At 62.8% G+C, this 15,969-nt stretch carries 10 protein-coding genes, 1 tRNA gene and 3 pseudogenes; 5 read left to right on the top strand and 9 right to left on the bottom strand.

Annotated elements, in window-relative coordinates; all coding sequences use genetic code 11:
* Nucleotides 1-49 precede the first annotated feature (49 nt).
* Genes P6U28_RS02065 through P6U28_RS02055 form a run of 3 tightly spaced genes read right to left on the bottom strand, consistent with a single transcriptional unit; the run spans nt 50 to nt 4,001 of the window.
* Complete coding sequence (locus P6U28_RS02065; protein WP_407121630.1) at nt 50-1,999, bottom strand: molybdopterin biosynthesis protein; 1,950 nt, start codon at nt 1,997-1,999, stop codon at nt 50-52.
* 13 nt (nt 2,000-2,012) lie between these two features.
* A complete protein-coding gene (locus tag P6U28_RS02060; protein ID WP_209294460.1) occupies nt 2,013-3,119 on the bottom strand; it encodes a molybdopterin-binding protein in 1,107 nt (368 codons plus the stop codon).
* 54 nt (nt 3,120-3,173) lie between these two features.
* Complete coding sequence (locus P6U28_RS02055; RefSeq protein ID WP_209294461.1) at nt 3,174-4,001, bottom strand: substrate-binding domain-containing protein; 828 nt, start codon at nt 3,999-4,001, stop codon at nt 3,174-3,176.
* A 129-nt stretch (nt 4,002-4,130) separates the two neighbouring features.
* Here P6U28_RS02055 and P6U28_RS02050 point away from each other — a divergent pair.
* Both P6U28_RS02050 and P6U28_RS02045 read left to right on the top strand, forming a co-directional pair.
* Nucleotides 4,131-4,426, top strand: a pseudogene (locus tag P6U28_RS02050) (substrate-binding domain-containing protein).
* A 99-nt stretch (nt 4,427-4,525) separates the two neighbouring features.
* Nucleotides 4,526-5,740, top strand: a complete 1,215-nt coding sequence (locus P6U28_RS02045) for an ABC transporter substrate-binding protein (protein WP_407121629.1) — start codon at nt 4,526-4,528, stop codon at nt 5,738-5,740.
* A gap of 119 nt (nt 5,741-5,859) precedes the next feature.
* Here the strand turns inward: P6U28_RS02045 and P6U28_RS02040 are convergent, their stop codons facing one another.
* The gene (locus P6U28_RS02040) at nt 5,860-6,810 is read right to left on the bottom strand and encodes a TAXI family TRAP transporter solute-binding subunit (protein WP_407121628.1); all 951 of its coding nucleotides are present in this window, start codon (nt 6,808-6,810) and stop codon (nt 5,860-5,862) included.
* Nucleotides 6,811-6,929: 119 nt separating this feature from the next.
* Here P6U28_RS02040 and P6U28_RS02035 point away from each other — a divergent pair, with 119 nt between their 5' ends.
* Nucleotides 6,930-7,904, top strand: coding sequence for a tripartite tricarboxylate transporter substrate binding protein (locus tag P6U28_RS02035; protein WP_164936908.1), 975 nt, complete (start codon nt 6,930-6,932; stop codon nt 7,902-7,904).
* A 526-nt stretch (nt 7,905-8,430) separates the two neighbouring features.
* Nucleotides 8,431-8,506 (top strand) — tRNA-Ile (locus tag P6U28_RS02030).
* 429 nt (nt 8,507-8,935) lie between these two features.
* Here P6U28_RS02030 and P6U28_RS02025 read toward each other — a convergent pair.
* The 3 genes and pseudogenes from P6U28_RS02025 to P6U28_RS02015 form a co-directional block, all read right to left on the bottom strand.
* On the bottom strand, nt 8,936-9,247 hold the full coding sequence (locus tag P6U28_RS02025) for a hypothetical protein (RefSeq protein WP_407121627.1): 312 nt from the start codon (nt 9,245-9,247) through the stop codon (nt 8,936-8,938).
* 1,209 nt (nt 9,248-10,456) lie between these two features.
* Nucleotides 10,457-10,807 (bottom strand): annotated as a pseudogene (locus P6U28_RS02020) (hypothetical protein); the annotation flags it as partial.
* Nucleotides 10,808-10,835: 28 nt separating this feature from the next.
* Nucleotides 10,836-11,057, bottom strand: a complete 222-nt coding sequence (locus P6U28_RS02015) for a hypothetical protein (protein ID WP_209294463.1) — start codon at nt 11,055-11,057, stop codon at nt 10,836-10,838.
* A gap of 1,497 nt (nt 11,058-12,554) precedes the next feature.
* Between P6U28_RS02015 and P6U28_RS02010 the strand changes: the two genes are divergently transcribed.
* Nucleotides 12,555-12,767, top strand: coding sequence for a hypothetical protein (locus P6U28_RS02010; RefSeq protein WP_209294464.1), 213 nt, complete (start codon nt 12,555-12,557; stop codon nt 12,765-12,767).
* Between the two features lie 966 nt (nt 12,768-13,733).
* Here P6U28_RS02010 and P6U28_RS02005 read toward each other — a convergent pair.
* Entirely contained in the window at nt 13,734-15,266 is a 1,533-nt protein-coding gene (locus tag P6U28_RS02005; protein ID WP_407121626.1) for a DDE-type integrase/transposase/recombinase, read from the bottom strand.
* 186 nt (nt 15,267-15,452) lie between these two features.
* Nucleotides 15,453-15,626, bottom strand: a pseudogene (locus tag P6U28_RS02000) (ATP-binding protein); the annotation flags it as partial.
* Nucleotides 15,627-15,969: the final 343 nt, after the last annotated feature.

Genomic DNA, 15,969 nt, shown 5'->3' with positions numbered 1-15,969 from the left:
GGCGGTGCATTGAGCTCTGGCCGTGACCCGGGATAGACCCAGCTGGTATCTACGCGGGCCGGAAGCCGGCGCGCTCGAGTGCTACGCGGGCCGCGTCCGAGCCGAGCGCATCGAGAAAGGCCTGCACTGCCGGCCGGTGTTTGCGCGCCGTCACCAGCGCGAAGTCATAATGCTCTTCCGCCAGCGGAATGAAGCCGAGGCTGGCCGCATGGGCGACCGGCGCGATCGTCATGCCCCAGTCCGCGCGGCGCTGGGCGACGGCCGCCGCCACCGCATTGTGCGAACGCGGCTGGTTCCAGTAGCCGTCCGGCCGTACGCCGCCGAGCAGCCGGTCGATCAGGATGCGCGTGCCGGCGCCCTGGTTGCGGTTGACCATGATGCAGCTGGAGTCCGCGAGCGCGGCAGCGACCGCATCCTTCGCGTTCAGGCCCTGGAAGCGCGTGTCGCCCTTTCGGAAGACGATGCCCTGCATCCGCCGCCAGCCTGGGACGAGCTCGAGCCCGTCGACGAGATAAGGCGTGTTGTAGGTCTCGCTCCTGTCGTCGAACAGGTGGATCGGCGCGAGATCGCATTCGCCGCGCTTGGCCGCTGCGAGGCCGCCGAGGCTGCCGACCGCAATGGAACGCACGGTCAGGCCGGCATGCGCGACTTGTGCGGTGACGAGATCGAGGCCGGTGCAATGGCTGCCGACAATGACGAGATCGGGCACGCGCACATGCGGCGTGAATAGCGTCACCTCTGTCGCGGTCCCAGCCGGCATCTGATCGGCGAGCGCGTCGATGCGCAGGAATCCATCGGCCTGTGCAAATGACGTGATCGCACCAGAGCCCTTGCCGGAGGGATAGGCAATCAGGCCATCCCTGCCCTGGACCAGCGAGACCATGACGAATTCGGTGCGGCCGAGCTCGGACGCAATGCGCACCGGCACGGTCGCGCTGACCTTGGCATCGGAGCGCGGCGGCAGGCCGGCCATCCTGCGCAGCACCGGCACGATCATATCGTGGAAGGTGAACATCGCCGAGGTTGGAAAGCCCGGCAGTATCACCACCGGCTTGCCGTCGCAGACCGCAAGGCAAAGCGGCTTGCCGGGCTTGAGCGCAACACCATGCGCAATGATGCCGGGCGCGCCGAGTCGGCCGATGATGCGATGGGAGAGATCGCCCGCGCCTTTCGACGTCCCCCCCGACAGCACCAGCATGTCGGCATCCGCAAGCGCGCTGCACATGGCGGCTTCGAGCCTGGCTTCATCGTCGGGAATGGCACCGAGGAAAACGGCCTCGCCACCATTCTCGTCGACCGCGGCCGCGACGATGGCGCCGTTGGTATCGTAGATTTCGGCAGGTCCGAGCGGCTGGCCGGGCTGAACCAGTTCGTCGCCGGTGGAGATCACGGCAACCCGCGGCCGGCGCGCGACACTCACCTCGGCAATGCCGCAAGCCGCCAGCATGCCGATCTCGCGCGAGCCCATGACGGTGCCGGCGCGCAGCAGCGCCTCGCCGCGCGCGATGTCGGATCCGGCGTATGAGACGAACTGCCCCGGCGAGACGGCGCGACGGACATCGATCGCATCCGGCCCGGCCGGCTGGGTGTGCTCGACCATGACCACGGCATCGGCGCCGCGCGGCAGCGGACCGCCGGTGGCAATCGGCGTCGCAGTCCCGGCGGCCACCTGCAGCGACGGCGCGGTGCCGCAATGAATTGTCTCGCCATTCAACGCAAGGCGCACGGGCGCGCCCTCGCCGGCCGCCGCAAGGTCGGCAGAGCGCACGGCAAAGCCGTCGACATTGGAGCGGTCGAACGGCGGCACGTCGATCGGCGCGGTAATGTCCTCGGCGAGCGCCGCGCCGAGCGCAGCGGCGAGCTTGCGCGTTTCGCTGCGAAGCGCGTGCGGCAACAAGGCCGCCTCGAAGCGCGCCAGGGCCTCCTCGCGCGAGAGGATCTTGAGGAACTGCTCCTGTTCGAGCGCGCTGCGGTCTGGTGATTTCGGGATCATCGTCATGCCAGGACCCATATCACTCCCGCATCAGATGGGCATCCACCGGCGTACCTGCCGCAAATCCCTCGTGACTGGCAGGAATGAGCAGCCATGCGTCCGCACCGGCGATTGCCTGAAACGGCCATTCTCCGACGGCAAGCGGCAGCCAGGCACGATGTTCCTCGGCCAGCAAAGCGATCTCAGCGATGCCGACACTGGATGCTATTTTTCGCGCGAGCGGCAGGGACACTTTTAGTCGCGGCCGACGCGCCGACAAACGGTCGACGAGCGGCAGCACGAGCGCGAGCCACGCCGCCAGCGCAGAATCGGGCGAGCCGGGCAAGGCGACGACGGGAACTCGTCCGAGCCGTCCGACCGCGGCGGTGCGCCCGGGCTGGAGCGCAAGGCCGTGCGCCATCACCTCGCCGCGCTGCGCCAGGGCCGTGATGGCGGCGTCCTGTCGGCCGACGCCGCTACCGCCGATGGACAGCAGAAGATCGCAGGAGGACGCATCAAGCACGTCGGCAATCGATGCTGCATCGCGTGCACGGGCTTGACGCGTTTCCGCGTTCAATCCCGTGGCGCACGCGATCCCGGCAATCAGATGCATCGTTGCCGTTGCGCCCGGCACGTTCACGATGTGCAGTCGGGGCCGCCGCACGCCGATTTTCTCCAGGCCCGCAACGCGCGCGAGCAGCAGATCCGTCGCACCGATCGGACAGCCCTCGGCACCGGCTGGCGTGCGTTCCACGATGTCGCTACCGGCGCGCCGAACGCCCTGCCCCGGCACGCCCTCCGCCAGCACCTGGGCGAGCGGCCCCGCCACCTCCACCGCGTCGGCATCGAGCACACAATCGCAGCCCGCAGGCATCGCGTCGCCGGCCTCGACCCACGACGGCACTTTAGTCAAAGGCAGCGGCGAGTAAGCGGACGCACCGACGAGATCATTGGCGGATAACGCCCAACCGTCTGCGGCCGCAATGTCGCGCGAAGGATAGGCAGCAGGCAGCGGAGCGCCCGCCGCGATGCAGCCGATCGCGTCCGCCAGCGGCACCTCCACCGGCGCGACGGGATCAACGCCTCGCAGCAAAGCGGCGAGCGCGGTGTCGAGCGGCGTGAGCGAGGATGGCAGGCGCTGGGTCATGCGCCATGATGGATCACGCATCGTCCGGTTTGGCAACCGCCGGCGACGACGGCCTCAGCCGCCGGACCTGTCCGAATTGGGGAAGAACAGCTGCTGCCCGTCGACCTTGTAGCCGGCGATCGCTGTCTGCCCCTCCGGCGACGTCAGCCAGTCGATGAAGGTCTGCGCAAGGTCCTTCTTCACGTTCGGGAACTTCTCGGGGCTCACGAGCATCACGCCATACTGGTTGAGCAGTCGCCGGTCGCCTTCGACGACGATGTCGAGATCGCCGCGATCCCTGAAGCCGGTCCAGCTGCCGCGATCCGACAGCACATAGGCGTTTGCCGCACGCGCGGCCTCGAGCGCCGCGTCCATGCCCTGCTTGGCCTCGCGATACCAGGCGCCCTTGGCGCTCGCGATGTCGATGCCGGCGACGATCCAAAGCGCGAGCTCCGCGGCGTGAGTGCCCGACCGATCGCCACGCGTCACGAACGGCGCGCCCTTGGCTTCGATCGCTTTCAGCGCCGTCGCGATGTCCTTGCCCTTCACGCCCGCAGGATCGCTCTTCGGCCCGATCAACACATAATCGTTGTACATCACGTCGTAGCGCTTCACGCCAAAGCCGTCGGCAACGAATTTCTCCTCCTGAGGCCTCGCGTGCATCAGCACGACGTCGACCTCGCCCCGTCGCGCCCCATCGAGCACTTCGTCGGCGCGCCGTGCGATCACGGTGACGTCGATGCCGGTCTTGTCGCGGAAGATCGGCAGCAGATAGTTGAGCAGGCCGGACTCCTGCGTCGCCGTCGTCGTCGCGAGGACTATGCCGCGGTCCTGCGCGGACGACGCGGCAACGCCCGCAGCAAGGCCGCAGAGAAGCGCGACGGCAACGGATAGGCGGCCCATGATCAAGTTCCCCACTGGCTATGACGCGATCATGATGATCGATTGCGCCGCACTCGTGACGCGCTTGCGCTGCTTAGCCGGGAAACTTCGGCAACGCAGAGCGCTCTGGGATCGTTCACCAGAGCAGAAATCGCGCGTGCGGATGTGTTGCAAAGCAGCGAGATGATCGGGCATGGTTCCCGCGCCGAACTGGTCCGCGCCGGCCAGGCCGATTGCGGCATTGCGACGCGCGCCGCGGCGCGCTCGGCCGGTCTCGATTTCGTGCCGCTGGTCTGGGAGAACTTTGACCTCGGCAGCGCAGCTATTTCCGCCCTGCCATGCAGGCCTTGCTCCGCTTCCTGAACGAACGGCGGCTGCGCCAGCGTGCCGAGGAGCTGACCGGCTACGATCCCTCGCCCGCACGGCTGATCCGCTTCGCGGCCTGACGTTGACGCCCGCCCCCAAACAGTTGCAAAAGAAACCAATTCAGCCGGGCATACCCGGACGCAACACCGGCCAACGAGCCGGCTCAGGGGAGGACAAGCGTGAACCCAACCAGATTTGGACTGCCGGTCGCGGCCGCCTTGACGGCGGCGCTGCTTTCAGGTGCGGCGTCGGCGCAGGTTTCCGACGACGTCGTCAAGATCGGCGTGCTCACCGACATGAACGGCCCGGCCTCGGCGCCGACCGGCCAGGGCTCGGTGACGGCGGCGCAAATGGCGATCGACGATTTCGGCGGCACCGTGCTCGGCAAGCCGATCAGCGTCGTGATCGGCGACCACCAGCTCAAGGCCGATGTCGGCGGCGCGATTGCGCGGCGCTGGTACAACGTCGACCACGTCGATCTGATCGTCGACGTGCCGGTCTCGGCGGTCGGGCTCGCGGTGCAGAACATCGCCAACGAGAAGAAGCGGCTGTTCATCACCCACTCCACCGGCACCGCGGATTTCCACGGCAAGTTCTGCTCGCCTTACGCGATCCAATGGGTGTTCGACACCCGCGCGCTCGCGGTCGGCACCGCGGACGCCGTGGTCAAGCGCGGCGGCGACAGCTGGTTCTTCATCACCGACGACTACGCCTTCGGCCATTCGCTGGAGCGCGACGCCTCCGCCGTCGTCACCGCCAATGGCGGCAAGGTGCTGGGCTCGGTGCGGCCGCCGCTGGCAACGCCGGACCTCTCCTCATTCGTGCTGCAGGCGCAGGCCTCCAAGGCCAAGATCATCGGCATTGCCGCCGGTCCCCCCAACAACATGAACGAGATCAAGACCGGCGCCGAGTTCGGCGTGTTCAAGGGCGGCCAGCAGATGGCGGCGCTGCTGGCGCTGATCACCGACATCCACGGCCTCGGCCTGCAAGCGGCGCAAGGCCTGCTCCTGACCACGTCGTTCTACTGGGACATGGACGACAAGACCCGCGAATGGTCGAAGCGCTATTTTGCCAAGATGAACAAGATGCCGTCGATGTGGCAGGCCGGCGTTTATTCCAGCGTGATGCACTATCTCAACGCCATCAAGGAGACCGGCACCGACGATCCGCTCAAGGTCGCGGCCAAGATGCGCGAGAAGCCGATCGAGGATTTCTTCGCCCGCAACGGCAAACTGCGCGAGGACAATCTGATGGTGCACGACCTCTGGCTGGTGCAGGTGAAGACGCCGGAGGAGAGCAAATATCCGTGGGACTATTACAGGATCCTCACGACCATCTCCGGCGACAAGGCGTTCGGTCCGCCGGACCCGGCATGTGCGCTGGTGAAGAAGTGACGAGGTAGCCGTCATCCCGGGGCGGTCCGCAGGACCGAACTACGGTGCGCAATTGCGCACCTGAGAATCTCGAGATTCCGGGTTCGCGCTTCGCGCGCCAGGGAATGACCGCTACGCGGTCACTTCACCACGCCGATCTCGCGAAAGTACTTCATCACGCCCGGATGGATCAGCTGCACCTTCGGCGCGGCCGCGACCGTGTTCGCGGCCGTGGTCTCGCAGGCCTGCGCGAGCTTCCTGCAGAACGTCGCCTCGATACCGTGCAGCGTCTTCGCGAGCCGATAGGCGACATCGTCGGGCAGATCCTCGCGCGTCAGCACGAAGCTCCACGAGCCGAGCGAAGCGATCGGCTCGGACTGTTTCGGATAGCTGCCGGCCGGCACGGTGAGCGGCTTCAGGAACGCATGCTTGGCGCGGATGCGCGCGATCTCTTCGGCATTGGGCGCGATGAAGCGCGCGCCCGATGCGCTCGAGGCGACCGCGGCAAAACCGGGCCAGCCGATGCCGGCGCCCCAGAGCGCGGCGACGCGGCCGTCCTCGACCATCGCAGGGCCGTCGCCGGCGCGGTCGAGATAGATCGCCTTGAAGTCCTCGTCCTGGTTCAGGCCGAGGCCATCGAGTACATAGCGCGCCAGGATCGGCAGGCCGGAGCCTTTGGCGCCGAACGCGACGGGCTGGCCAACGAGATCGCGAATGGTCCTGTAGGGACTGTCCGCGCGCACCACGAACATGCCGGGGTTGGAATAGATCGCCGTGAGAATCTTCAATCGTACCGGCGCACGGCCGATGCCGGCGAAGGCCTCATAGGCCGGCTCGCCCGCGACCAGCGCAAGATCGAGCTCGCCTTTCTCCAGCAGCGGGATGTTCTCGTTGCTGCCCTTGGTGTTGCGCGGTGCGATGGAAATTTCCGGATCGGCCGCGTTCATCACCTCGGCGAAGGCATTGCCATAGAGCGGGAAGCCGCCGCCGGGTGTCGCGGTGCCGAGGCTGAGAGTAGTGGTCGGAATGGCCGTGCCTCCGGTTTGGGCGGCGGCGGAGCTGGCGAGCAGCGCCGCACTGATGAGCATCATCGCGAATCTCATGGTCGCTCCCGGCGGGCCTGCGTCAACATCGACTTGCGGCGATGTAGGCAGCCGCGCGTTTTTGTGAAAGCATGCCCTCCAACGACAATAAAGCAATGGGAGGCGTCATGTTGCGAATTTTGCGTAACGGTGTTTTCGGGCTCGCAGTTCTCTTAGGTCTTTTCAGCGCCACCCCTCCCGCCGCCGCCGGCTACCCCGACCGTCCCGTGCACTGGCTGATCGGCTTTGCCGCCGGCGGCCCGGTCGACATCGTGGCGCGGATCATGGCGCAGTGGCTGTCGGACCGTCTCGGCCAGCAATTCATCGTCGAGAACCGCACCGGATCCGGCGGCAACATCGCCGCGGCTGCCGCGATCAATTCGCCTCCGGACGGCTACACGCTGCTGTTCGTCGCGCCCAACAACGCGATTTCGACCTCGCTCTACAAGAAGCTGCCGTTCGACTTTTTGCGCGACACCGTGCCGGTGGCCAGCATCATGCAGCTCACCAACATGCTGGTCGTCTCCAACGCGTTTCCGCCGAAGACGGTCCAGGAGTTCATCGACTATTGCAAGGCCAATCCCGGCAAGATCTCCTTTGCCTCCTCCGGCAACGGCACCTCGGTGCACATGTCGGCCGAGCTGTTCAAGGTGATGACGAAGTGCGACATGGTGCACGTGCCCTATCGCGGCTCGGCCATCGCCTTCCCCGACATCATCTCCAACAAGGTGCAGCTGATCTTCGACAATCTGCCCTCGGCGATGGAGCAGGTGAAAGGCGGCAATGTCCGCGCGCTCGGCGTGACCTCGCCGCAGCGCTGGCCGAGCGTGCCCGACGTGCCCGCGATCGCCGAGACCGTGCCGGGATTCGAATCGGTCGGCTTCTACGGCATCTCCGCGCCGAAGGGCACGCCGCCCGAGGTGATCGAGATCCTCAACAAGGCCGTCGGCGAAGCGCTGAAGGACCCCAAGCTGGTCGCGCGCCTCACTGAGGTCGGCGGCCTCCCCAAGCCGATGACGCCCGCCGAGTTCGGCAAGCTGGTCGCGGACGAAACCGAGAAGTGGCGCAAGGTGGTGGAGTTCGCCGGGGTCTCCGTGGACTAAAGCATGATCCGGAAAAGTGCGAAGCGGTTTTCCGGAAAGATCATGCGTAAACAACAAGCTAAAGCGCGATGACGATTCATCCAAATCTCATCGCGCTTTAGGCGGCGGCCCGTCCGCTTGCTTGCGAGACATCTGTGGGGACCGTGCGGTCCCCCTCAGACAAAAAGTCGAAAAACAACCCCATGCACAGTAGACGAGGCCAGCAATTACAAGGGGTTACGGAAGCAAGAAACGAGCCTTGCCGTAAGCTCGATTTGACCCGTCGGGCAAAACAGGACTATAAGGGCATCATCGCAGATTTCGGGTATTCAAAAATTCGGGCGCTGGCGCTCCCTTCCGCCGGCGCGATGAGATTTGGATGAATCGTCATCGCTTTAGGTTGTTGTTTACGCATGACCTTTCCGGAAAACCGCTTCGCACTTTTCCGGATCATGCTTTGGCGCCAGCATTGCACCCCCGCCTTCATCCCTGTAAACGAACCGCGCACCGTTGCCGGCCGCGTGTTCCCGCGAGCCGCCTCGCGGCGGGGCCTGTAGCTCAATGGTTAGAGCCGGCCGCTCATAACGGTCTGGTTGCAGGTTCGAGTCCTGCCGGGCCCACCAATGAAATCAGTGACTTATCAGGCCCAGTTTCGTTTCATCGGAAGCACCGCACCAGATATCGCACCAGATACGTGCGCTTTTCGTTCGCTGGCTGGGTAGCACTTGGCGATTCTGTCGACGGCATCGGACAAATCGTCGGGAATGTGATGGCCATACGTGTTGAACAGCACCTCAAGCTACATCCCGAGATACTCCGCTGCCTGCCACGGATCCGCGCCTCGCTGCATGAGCCAAGTCGCTGAGGCCTGTCGCAGCGTAGCACCGATGGATGCTCGTAACTGGACGCGGCGGTAATCGCTCCCTTGTCTCGAGGAGCCCTCGTCCAACGACAACGCAGGCATAAGGGAGGGACTCGTTCCCCAACATGCCAACGCGAGCACGGATACCTCGGTCCGGTAGCTTTGGCCGGCGCGACCCACGTTTCTGGTTTCAGCCTCCTGCAGGCCAAGCAGGCGGCCGCCGTCGACCCCGCCGAGCCGTCGTCGTAGCGCGGAAAAACTCGCGGCGAGCGTCGAAATTCGGAAGGTCGTCGACAGATCGCCCGTCGAGAACGCGCCGCTGCTTCCGCCGGCTGGCCCACGCCGCTTCGCTGACGATGTTTCCGGAGGCGTTCGCGTAGTCCCACAGAGCCGGGAAGGACGCCCGCGACAACAGCACGCCGTTTTCCTTGACGTAGCCGGGAGGCGCGCTCGTACTGTTGACGTAGATGGTCGACCCGACCGGCATCGCGTCGTTCGACATCGAAGGAGCGCCGTAGTCAGTTACAAGTGACGAGCGTCGTTTTGATGGAAAGCAGACGCTGTCGTTTGATAAGCTGGTTAATGAGGCGACTTGTTGGAAGGCAGAGGCTCGAGGGATTGGGATCTTTGGTATTGGGACGATGTTCGACTGCGATGCGACCTTTCACCCTATTCGGGATCTAAAGCTGATCAATAGAGAGCAGGTTGTTGATGGGAAGATTCAACCACGCAAGAGCTTCAAAGGCCTCTCATGGCTCGGTCCAAGCGGAAGAGTTTCGACTAACTTGAAGCAATGAGGAAAAGCAACTACGTGGCCTCGTGAGAGCCAGCGGCATCGGACAGCGCCAGTGAACCAAACTGGCCACGCAGTAGGCGCGCAAGCGGCCGGATCTCGTGCGGGAGGATCCGTGCCCAGGTGAGCCGACAACGAATTGCGCACTAAGGTGGAGTGCGCCACAACAATCCGCGCGAAATGTGGATTGCTCCACGGCCAGCACCTACACGATCATGTTGCGTCGGGTGGAGCGCGTGAGAACTGCACCCGCAGACAGCAAGCGTTTCCTCCAATTCGCTTGCAATAGGTTGCTGAAATGTTTTTTATGACTTTTTTTCGCGCCAAGTGACTTTATCTCCGCGCCATGGATCTCAGCGATACCCAGAACTACGCGATTCAGGCAAAGCTAGCAGGTGAATAGGCGCGACTGTGTGTTCGCCGGCGTCAGATTTGCTGAAGTCGACGGACCGCTCTTGTACGTATATGCGAAGGACGAAGCACCGCTGCGGAGATTGAGGATGACTTCGCTTTGGTGATTGCTGACTTAGCTACAGAGATCTTGAAACAGGTGATTGAGGTCATCGTCGTGCTGCCTAAGAGTCCTTCAGTAGCAGCACCCCGCTCCCGTCGAAGCGCAAAGCATCGCTCAGATTTGTGCCCCGAACCACGCCCGTAATGAAACATAGCGCCAAGTCTCCATTGTGAACGTGGCCAGTCATCGGGCCCGCTAGGGGCGGATTGGATCTCGGAACATAATGCCGATTGGCTCGATTGCCGCGGCGGAGTCGAGCCGCAGTTTCCCCTGCCTGCGGACAATGCCTGGAGGTTTATTGATTGTCCCGACCGGCTCTTAGCTGGGATAAAGACGTGCGCCCAAACTTCTCCTCTCTGCTGAACGACCATCTGGTAGGCGCCACCGAATCGGTCCCGGGAAGTGTTGGCAACGCTTAAAGCGCGCTCCTCGTCCGTCTCCAGAGCTATCTTTTGAGCGAGCATGACGTCGCCCTCGACCAAGCCACCCAGCGGGACGAAACACCAGCCCGTGCCGAGCCGCCCGTACTCGTCGAGCTCGTTGAAATTCCCGGATGTTCCCTGCCGGATGCGGTAACGCTTCCCGCTATCGCATCCTACCACATCGAAGTACCCCCTGGTATCGAACTCTGCCCTTTGCTCAGGCGAAAGCCAGGAACGCAGCAGTCGCAGCGCACAAGCCTGAATCGTCTTCTCGGCCTTAGCTGCATGATAAAATCTGCCAATCGCGACGCTTCGATGGAGCGACAGGCCGATGCGTTGAAGCCTTCTCGTCACCAGATCATCACCCGCCCACGAGCCGCGGGAAAAACAGTGTCTCTTCGGCAGTCGGATCGAACGCGGTGATCCTGGTTATCTCACCGGGCCCCTTCCGCACCGCCGCTGTATATCCTTTGAAGGCAAATTGCAGAAAACGCTTCTCCGCCTCTGCCAATGCTTCTGCATTGGATTCGTCGAAGAAGTGCTGGCTGTCGCCGCTGTGATCCATCACGATTTGGATTGCCATGCTGAGGCTCCCGATTGCACTTCAGAAGGAATGTGAAAGCCGACGTCTCGTTCCTAAGTTCGCAATTGACAGCTGTGAGACTTTCCACATTGCGGGCACCGCGTTGCGCTGGGTGCGGATCGCTGGCCGAAAAAAACGGCCCCAGCACAACCCGCCGGAGCCGTTGGAGGCCTCGACAGTAATGGGGGGCCGCCGAGGCATACTAAGGTCTAGGAAGATCCGGCAATCGGGTATGTATGCCTTTGGATATAACCGGTGCCTCAATCGCTCTCTCCGAGTGACCGACAGGCTTTGCTTTTCCACACCCACAAGAGGCTGTAGCTCGCGCGGGTTCGAGGCCACCATCGATCTATAATTTGCGAGATACTTGTGATGCCGCTTGAATGGCGGCATGCCTCGCCCAGTCCGACGCCCCAAGCCCACGCATGCTGACGGTCGGCCGTTCAAGATCACCTTCGACGGAGATGCGCGAGACGGGCTTGCGCGGCGTCCTAGTCTACTGCCATTGCGGACACCACGGTGAACTGCATCGCTGGGCTGATGACGTCCTACTGTCAGATCTCGAGCCGCGGTTTGTCTTCTGGGGTGCGGCTCTCGGGGAGCCGACGTTCGGCCCCGACTTCGAGTGCGGCGATGCACGACTTGCAATCGTAGACCACCCGGGCAGTGATCAATTCAGATCGAAGTCACAGGTGCAAACCGATAATAACCGGATGGCGAAGAATGAGCCAACGACGACAACAGCCGTCGCACTGATAGCAAACAGGACTCTCCAAGTCTCGTCCAATCGACGCCTCGTACGGAAACGGCGCCCGTGGTGGCCCCAGCATCGGGCCGGGGGGCATGATGATGCTGGGGCCTCCGGACAGGCTCTTGCCTCCTGGGACAGAGGCCGTCACCCGCGAGACACAACACATTTCCGATCAGCTGTTTCTTCGCTTTCCAATTATTCACGGATTTGTATCCAAATTCCCACAGCTCTGCTGATAAAGGGGAAGGGCCGCAGGCGCCGCTCTGGTACGACCCTTGCGGCCGGCGCCGCGACGTTCCGCACGATCGGCGCGGCACTCTTCAGGGCTCTAAGATGTCGCTCGTATCGGATCAAGCTTCCTGCGTTCCCGCGGGCGAACATACCGTTCCGAAATCAATGTCATTCGACGGATTGCACCTTGAGAGCGAGCATGGCACGGCTTGTTTCCTAGCCCCAATGCTCCCGGCTGCCGATCCAATTGCGGGTCAGAGCGCCGGGGACGCAAAAGTTCCAAATTCCGAACTGGCGAAATGATTCGCGACTGGCGGCGTACATGTGTTAGAAAATTCTTACCGGAGCTGGCGCATATCCTACTTGTTCTACTTAGATCCTCTTTTACCCAGCAATGTTTTGAGAAGGGGCCGCAGCAGGACGACTGCTGCGGCGTTTTGCTGACAGCCGCTCCGGCCGAACGTTTTCCGTTCAATTGACAACTTTGTGGTTCGTTGCCGTTGGAGACAATACCTATGCCTGAAGAAAATTGCGTGATTGTCCGTGCTGCCGGGAGGCAACTGGACCTTTTGCGCGACGAAGCCTTTCGTATCGCGAAAGGTGCAAATGTTGGCTGGTGGACAGACCGCGCGCAGGTCGGCACTAAGTTCTGCTTTGAAGACGCCAAGGCAAAAGCGTCATTCGCGGCGGCCTGCAACAACCTCGGTATTCCGTACAGAGAAAATTAGTCAACGAAAAACCCGCCGGCCTCGATAGCCAGCGGGTTCTCAATGCCCATGCGTACCGCGGTACTCGTCACCAATCCGCGATGATCTATCGTAAGCGGGATCGGTTGATGCCCGGTTACCGCTCGACGCCGGTGGGTCATGAGGCGCTGCCAGTCTCGTTTTTTGGGTCCTCCGCCGCAGCAACGCGATACTTTGCCGATCGACCCCGCCGTGAGGGTCTCTGCCACTGGCGAGACATGCATGTGAGGCGAGTGATGGCCTGAGGATTGAAGCGGTAGCTGGCGAAAGAGCAATGCGAGGCGGTAAGGTTTAAACAATGTGCAACTACGGGAAGAATTTCCCGCTTGTTCTGCTCGCTTGCCACCGCTGCCTCTGAAAGCGCTGGAGGCGAGCGTAAACCGACCGACGTGTTCGACCCAGCCGTTCTCCAATTTCGCAGTGGCTCCGTCGCCAACACGGGAGATTAATCGCCCCTCCTCTTCCGGTGACCAAGATCGGCTCAAGTTGCGGCTTTTCGTCGACGTGGCCTCGTCCGAGCTTATGGGCGCGGGGGCGCGGGCCGACGCGGTTTATCGAGAACTCGATTGGGTTGTTCAGCCCGCGTCGGGTGCGGCGATCGACTAGGCTCAGATGCGCGGTTAAACCGCACCATCCAAGCGGCTAGACCGGCATAGCTCTGTCTAAGAGCGGTCCCACCCCCCGCAGGTACATCATCGTCGTCCATGCCACAAGAATAGCTCAGGACAGTTTAGAAGACGTTGCCGAAGGTCCGACGATAGAGACTGTCAAGCGACGTCCGGATTTAACCCCGCATATTGCCTCAGATGACAATGTTACTGAAGCGCACCCTGGTGTCTTTCTGGATCGGCTGCCGCGAGTCGGAGCAAGCCGCTCGCGAAGCGCGCCCTCCAGAGCGCCGTAGCGAGCGAGCGGCTTGCGGTGCTTCGGCGAAAGAACCTGTCAGGATTAAATACGAAGGCGCGAAGCTTGGACCGATAGTGTGATCTCTGTGCTGCTGATGAGCTGTCGAGCGGCCTTTGATCGCCAATTCTTCACCAATCGCTGCACCGTGCGCCGCTGATGGCCGCTGAACCGACCGGGCGCATGCGCTTCCAGCCGGGAGAGAAGATCGACCGCGGACAAGTGCGGAGCCGCGGCGAGCCATTCCTCGATGATGGGAATGTAGGGGTCGAGCATCGATGGCCGACGTGGCACAGGCCTGCGCCGCACATAGCGACGACGATGAATGCCCCGCTGCTCACCCTGTTTCCAACCATCGCCGAGCTCTCGGGCAAAGGCCGCTAAGTCGCCATGCCCCTGCGCGACAGTCATCGCTGGCTTTCCAGCCCGTTGATCGACGCGCTTACCCAGCTCATTCTGAGCGTCCCGCATCTGTGCCAGCAATGCCACCGGATCAAGCGTCCGGTAAATCTCCCGCAGCCGACCTTTGAATGCCTCATTGAGCCTCGGGTGGACCAATGCTCTTTCGTACGGCGTAGCGGGAGGAAGATAGCGCTTGATCATCTTGGCACCTTCGCGGTGCTTCTCCTTCAGCTTAAACGAGGGCTGGAAGAAATTGATGTGCAGCCGTGCCGCCGCAAACAGGCGAGCTAATGAGCGAGCAGCATCAATGCCTTCAAACCGCCCGTAGCCCACCAGGCGGCGAACGATAGCTCCGTTCTTTTGTTCAACGAATGCCTGATCGTTCTTCTTGTAGGCCCTGGAACGAGTGACTTCGACATCGTGAGAACGGCACCACGACACGACCGTGTCGTTCATGAAGGCGCTGTCGTTGTCAAAATCGAGCCCCCGAACGGGCCAGGGAAATAGGTTCTGCGCGCGCTCGAGAGCTTCGACCACAAGAGCTGCTTCACGCACGACGAGCGGAAAGCATTCGGTCCACCCCGTTGCGATATCCACCATTGTTAGCGTCTGAATGAACGCGCCGGATACGGACATGCCGCCGTGCGCAACCAGATCCGCTTCGCAGTACCCCGGCGGAGGTGATCCCCAGTCATTGAATGTACGCACCGGGACTTGCCGCCGTACGGCACTGGAAAAGCCCGCCCGCCGTCGGCGTCCTCCGGCTGCTGCGATCTTTACGTCGCTCAGCAGGCGATCGATCGTCGCCGCGCTCACCTTCAAAACCTTCGACCTCTCATCGGCAGAAAGCTTCAATCTGCCGTGCCGTTCAAGAGCCGGAAGCAAAAGGATCATCGCGACGAGCCGCTTACTGCAGAGCCGGTCAGAGGCGTCCCATAGCACAATCAGTGCAACGCGAATGGAAGCTCCGTAGGTCCGGCTCCGTCGCCGCGGCACGGCCGATCCCGATGCCCCGTCCACCGACAGTGCTCGGATAGCGTGCTTGCGATGCCATCCCGTAACGGCACACAGCTCGTCCAGGATCCGTGCCTTCTCGAGCCGTCCGCTCGCCCGATAACGCTCCACCAGCGCTGATGTGATCTCGCGCTTTGCGCGCATGCTGATCTTCCCTGCCATACCCGCCACCGAACTGATTCGGCAGCTCCGCCCCAGACACGACAGGGAAGTTGTCCGGTAACATTTTTACTGAGGCAATGCGCCCCGTAGCGACGTGAAGAAGTGACCCCCTTGTTGTTTTGGTGGATGTGGCAAGCCGCTCGCGGAGCGCGCCCCCATAGCGCCGTAGCGAGCGAGCGGCTTGCTTCACGGCTTTTTCTCCGATTTAGCTTCTGGCGCGGCGGCCTTCTGCAAAAGCCCGCTACGACGCTTTTCTTTCAAGCGGTAGCTGTCGCCGCGGATTGTGATCACGTGACTGTGGTGTAACAGGCGATCAAGGATCGCGGTGGCGACCACAGGGTCGCCGAACACGTCAGAGTACCCCTATTCTTGAGCGGGTCGTGTCTCACGTCACGATCACGGACCCGCATCATTTTCTGTTTGGGCACCGGCTTGAGGTGCTGAAGGAGCGGTCGGGGCGCGGTCCCGCCTACGTCGTTGTCGCGCTGCCGGACGGCCGGCCGCGGGCGGTTCGGATCGCGTCGACGGATCTTGCCGAGACGCCGATCACTTCCCGCCCGGATGCGGCCGATCTGCCGCGCATCAGTGCACGTACGCTGATCCCATTGATGCAACATTTGAGCGCGAGTCTGAGCCTTCTCGACGAGAAGGTGATTCGCGATGACCCACCGACCGCTTCCAGGTCGCGTTGCGTATCGACCCC

This window comes from Bradyrhizobium sp. STM 3561, assembly GCF_045571455.1.
GTDB lineage: Bacteria > Pseudomonadota > Alphaproteobacteria > Rhizobiales > Xanthobacteraceae > Bradyrhizobium > Bradyrhizobium vignae.
The sequence above is the reverse complement of the archived record's forward strand: the minus strand, read 5'-3'. Positions and strand labels throughout refer to the sequence as shown.